This window comes from Streptomyces sp. NPDC002463, from assembly GCF_042889835.1.
Lineage (GTDB): Bacteria > Actinomycetota > Actinomycetes > Streptomycetales > Streptomycetaceae > Streptomyces > Streptomyces nymphaeiformis.
Genome location: NZ_JBIARL010000055.1, coordinates 1 through 5,255 on the forward strand (window position 1 = coordinate 1; position 5,255 = coordinate 5,255).

A 5,255-nucleotide genomic window follows, 5' to 3' on the forward strand; every position below is an offset into this window, starting at 1 on the left:
GGCCTAAATTTTCACTTGCCATTGTTTTTTCCTTTTTATATTTTTGGCGGGGGCGGGGGGCCGGGGGCCCCGGGGTGGGGGGGGGGGGGGGGCCCCCCGGGGGCGCCGGGGGCCCCCCCCCCGCCGTTTTCCAGGGCGCGCCCCGCCGGTCGACCGGCGGGAACGAGCGCGTCAGCCTGCCGTCAGAAGAGGCTGCCCAGGAAACTTGTCACGGTGTCCAGGAAGCTACTCGAATCCTCCGACGACGAGGACGAGGACGAGGACTGCGACGGAGCCTTGGGGTCGTTGAGGTCGACCGTCTCCTCCCACGTGATGTCCTGCGACTTCGTACTGAAGCGCCCCGTCTCGTAGTACGAATTGAGAGGCTTGGCGATGTTCTCGGACCACCAGCTGCTGTACCCGCCGAGCTCCGGAGCGATATGCGTTCCGGAGTTCATGGTGCTGTCGTTGCTCACATGGAACTGAATGGTCGCCGTGCCCGCCTCCTTGTCGACGGACTTGACCGTGTAGTCCATGTTGTAGGAACCGAGGAACGCCGCGGACATGTTCGACGTGAAGTCCATGAAGACGGTCTTGGAGTTCAGCGAGTGATTCAGACCGTTGTTCTCCATGACCCCCGTTTCCTTGTTGTACTTCTGGGCCACGTTCGCACCCAGATTGTAGTTGCCGATGTTGATGTTGTCGGCCGCGATCTCCCGCACGCGCTGGACGTGGTAGTGGTCCATGAGCGACTGTGTGAAGGCGTCGTTTCCGCCGAAGTCCCGGTGCTTGGGTCCGGTGCCCGCGACCCATTCGAATCCCAGATCCACTCCATTGGGATTGCCGGGGGTTCCGAAGCATCCGGGGCACTTGTCCCGAAGGATCGGCTCCGCGGCGAGCACGGGGCTGGCCAGCGTGTCGGCGACCGTCTCGACGGTGCCGACCCAAGCCGAGGCGAAGTTGTCGTCCCAGGGGCAGAAGGCGCCGCCTTCGCACCAGTTGTGACCGTCGATCTCGACGCCGCTGATGGGGTTGCCGCCGGTGAAGGCGTAGCGGTTCCCCGTGAAGGGATCCGAGCCCAGCCGCATGTCGGCCAGGGCGCCGTTGTACATGTCCCGGCTGGTGAAGCGGTTCAGGCCGGGGCTGTAGTCACGGAAGCCCATGTCGTAGGTGCCGCTGGCGGCGTCCCAGCGCTTGGCGCTGAAGCGGTAGGGGTTGTACGCCTCCTTGTCGGGCTGGGCCGTGTCGGGCTTGTCGATGCCGGTGAACTCGGCGTCGTTGTTGTTGCCGTAGGCGGTGTAGCCGTAGGTGGACTTGGTGTCACCGGTGGTGTCGGTGAGGGTCTCGACGTCGGTGTGGCCGTTGTAGCCGTAGACGCCGAGCTCCTCGGTGCCGTCGGTGTTCTTCTTCAGCTGCGTGAGGCGCTCGCCCCACGGGCTGTACTGGTAGGACTTGGTGACCTCGCCGGCAACGGCCTCGTTCAGAACCTCGCTGGAGGTACCGAGGTAGTTGAAGTCGGTGGTCTTGCCGCCCTCCGTCTTGGACGCCGTGCGGTCCAGCGGGTCGAAGACGTAGGTGGTCGTCTTCGTCGTGACCCCGTCGGTCTGCAGCTTGGCGTTCTTGACCACGTGGTCGAAGCCGTCGTAGTCCCGGTCCTCGACCACCTTGCCGCCGGCGACGACCGTGTCCAGTCGGCCGTACGGATCGTAGTTGTAGTTGTTGGTCGCGGCGCCGATGCTGGAGCTCAGGAGCCGGTTGCGGTCGTAGGTGTAGTTGGTCGTGACGTTCTTGATCGTCTGGGTGACGACGTTGGCGTTGTTGTCGTGGACGTAGGTCTCGGTGCCCGCGCCGGTTCCCGTCTTCACGGACTGGGCGAGCCGGTTGACCGGGTCGTAGGTGTAGTCCGTGGTGGAGTTCAGGTACGCGCCGTGGTTGTCGGCGTTCATCTTGGACGCGACGTCCTGCGCCTGGTTGCCGTTGGCGTCGTAGGCGTAGGTGTGCGAGGAGACCAGGGTGCCGTTGGGCTTCTTCTCGCTCTGGGTCTTCAGCGCCGCGTTCAGGTAGTAGGTGTAGTCGACCGTGTTGCCGTTGGCCTTGGTCTCCTTCAGCCGCAGGCCGCGGTCGGTGTAGGTGTAGTCGGTGACCTTCGGCGAGGCGTCCGAGACGGACTTGCCGACCTTCACCGTCTTGACCAGCTCACGCGCGTCGTAGAAGTACTGCGCGTACTGGTCCGAATGACTCGTCGTCACCTTCTGGCCGTTGGCGTCGTAGGTGAACGACGTGGCCTTCTTCTCGACGCCGGACAGCGACTCGCTGACCTTCTGGACCTGGTTCAGCCCGGTGTAGGTCATCGAGTACGTGTCGATCCTGGCACCCGAGGAGGCGTCCGTGATCGACGTGAGGTTGCCGTTGAGGTCGTACGAGTAGGTGAAGTTCTTCTTCTCGTTGTCCGTCTCGGTGACGGTGCGGACGATCTTCACCGCGTCGGCGACGACCTTGCCCGAGGCGTCGGTCGCCAGGGTGATCTTGGACGCGATCCCCTGCTTGAACGTGAACGAGCCCAGCGAGACCCAGGTGCCGCCACCGGTGGTCTGGTTGACCGTCTTGGCGGTGGTACCGGCGTCGTGGGTGACGGTGTACTTCGCCGCCGTGGAGGCGCCCGAGGTCGTCGGGTACTTCACGTAGGCGGTGTAGCTGCCGTCCTGCGGGACGTTCAGCGTCCAGGTGAACGTGTCCGTCGACGTGCCCGCCGCGTGGGTGCGGTGGTCGTAGCCCTGCTGGCCGGTGGCCGAGGCCGTGGCCCAGGTGCCGGTCGCCGACGTGGTCTGGGTGTCGGAGTCGTCCGCCACCACCACGTGGGCGCCGACCGGGATGCCGTCGTCGGAACGGGACTGGATGCTGCCGTCGGGGTAGTACGCCCAGCCCTGGGTCCGCGAGCTGGAACCGCCGGCGGAGGTGAGGGTGCGCGAGACCTGCTGGCCCGTCGTGTTGTAGCCGTAGGAGGTGACGATGTCCCACGGGTCGGTGGACGTCTTGGTCCAGCCGTTGTCGAAGTAGGTGTAGTCGGTGTCGTTGCGGACCGTCTGACCCGCCGACGGCGGCGCGGAGACCCGCGAGGTGCGGCCGACCACGTCGTACGTCGTCTGCGTGTAGACGTTGGGGTCGTTGTAGCGCGCGTCCGCCGGGTCGTAGGGCTGGTACTGCTTGACCGGGCGGTTGAGCTTGTCGTACTCGGTGCGGCTGGTGAAGTCGTCCACTGCCGCGGTGGCGGTGCCGCGCGGGCTGATCACCTTGGTGGTGTTGCCCATCTGGTCGTACTCGAACTTGGTGATGCGAAGCGTGCTGCCCGAGTAGGGGACCCGCTGCTCGATCTTCTTGCCGCGCTGGTCGTAGACGACCTCGCTGGTGTTGCCCTCCTTGTCGGTGCTCCTGACCAGCAGCGAGTCCTTGTCGTACTCGCTCGTGGTGAACTTGCCCGCCGCGTCGGTGACCTTGGTGACGCGGTGGTTGAGGTCGAAGGAGCTCTTGCTGGTGTAGTCGGTGGTGTCGGCGGTGGCGTTCTTCTTCGGGTCGATGACCGTGACCGGATTGCCGACGTTGTCGTACTCGTAGGAGACCTTGTCGCCCTGGGCGTTGACCACCGCCATGAGCTGGTAGATCTCGTCGTAGGTGTTGGTGGTGACGTAGTCGTCCGGGACGGAGGTCGTCGCCACGCCCTTGGGCTCGGTCGTGGTCTTGAGGTTGCCGACCTTGTCGTACGTGTAGCGCGTCGTACGACCGCTCAGGTTGTTGTCCGGGCCGGTCGACTCGGTCACCTGGTCCGCGGTGTCATAGAGCGCGGTGGAGACCACGCCGTCCGCGGCGGTGCTGGTGGTGACGTTGTCGTTGGCGTCGTACACCGGAGCCGGGGTGGTGATGAACACCCCCTGCGCCTGGTCCTTGGGCAGCTTGTTGACCAGCGGACGCATGAAGGTGTCGTAGGTCTGGGTGGTGGTGGTGCCCAGCGCGTCGGTCACCGAGGTGACCTGACCGCGCTCGTCGTAGACGAACGAGGTGGCGTGGCTCTCCGCGTCGGTGATCTTCCTGGGGTAGCCCATGACGTCGAAGTCGGAGTTGACGGTCGAGTTGCCGTTGGCGTCGGTGGCCTTGGTCAACTGCCCGTAGGCGTCGTACTCGTACGTGGTGGTGTAGTCGCCGGGCACCGAGGTGGTGGCGGCGCCCATGGGGTCGGTGACCGTCTTCAGGTTGCCGAAGGCGTCATAGCCGAACTGCCACTTGCGGCCCTCGGGGGAGGTCTTGGTGGCCAGGTCGGCCGAGAAGCCGTCCGCGCGGGTCTGGTACGTGTAGACCGTCGCCGCGGTGCCGTTCCTGTTGGCCTCCGCGTCCTTCTTCGTCAGCGGGTTGCCGGTCTTCTGGTCGTACGTCCAGGTGGTCTGGGCGCCGTTCGCCTCCTTCATGAGGATGACGTTGTTGTCCGCGTCCCAGGACATGTCCAGGGACTCGGCCTTGGCGTTGGTGGACTTCACCTGGCGGTAGAAGTCGTCCAGGACGTAGTCCGTGGAGTGCGACTCGGCGTCCGTGACCTTGGTGTCGGTGAACTTCGGGTTCGTCGGGTCGGCCTGGTAGGCGAACGTCGTGTTGTTGTTCAGCCGGTCCGTGATGGTCTTGGTCCACCAGTGGTACTTCGGGTCGTCACCGGTCCGCGGGGCGTAGTAGTCCAGCTTGGTGGCGTTGCCCCGGGGGTCGGTGGCCGCCACCATCTTGACGTTCTTGTTGCCCTGCGTGGCGTCGTAGGTGAACTTGAACACCTTCGGCTGCGAGGAGCCCACGCCGTCGGTGAACCGGCCGAGCAGACCCTTGTCGGTGTACCAGAAGTTGATCTTACGGCCGGAGACGTCGGTGACCGACTTGACGTGGTCGTAGATCTTGGAGTTGGTCAGGTTCGAGCCCGTGGCGATGGTGCCGGTGTCCGAGACGTACTCGTAGGAGTTGTCGCCCTTCTTGAAGTAGTCCACCGTCAGCGTCTGCCGCGACGCCGGGTCGGTGATGTACGTCAGGAACTTGGTGGGCTTGTTGTTGGACTTCCGCTCCTCGTAGGTGAACAGCATGGTGTTGCCGTTCTTGTCCACCGTGGAGGTCAGGTAGCCGTCGCAGCCGAAGAGGAACCGGGTGCCGTCGGGGCGGGTCATCGTCCAGGCGTCCGGGATCGGGTCCTTCAGCGGGGTGCAGTCCAGACCGGGCTTGGCGGCCAGCTTGTAGTGGACACCGGCCGGCGC

The 5,255-nt window shown here is 64.9% G+C and carries 1 protein-coding gene; it reads right to left on the bottom strand.

Annotation, left to right across the window (positions count from 1 at the left end):
* Positions 1–182: 182 nt before the first annotated feature.
* The coding region (locus ACFYX3_RS41915; protein WP_389025397.1) for an RHS repeat-associated core domain-containing protein at positions 183–5,255 on the bottom strand (5,073 nt) is incomplete at its 5' end.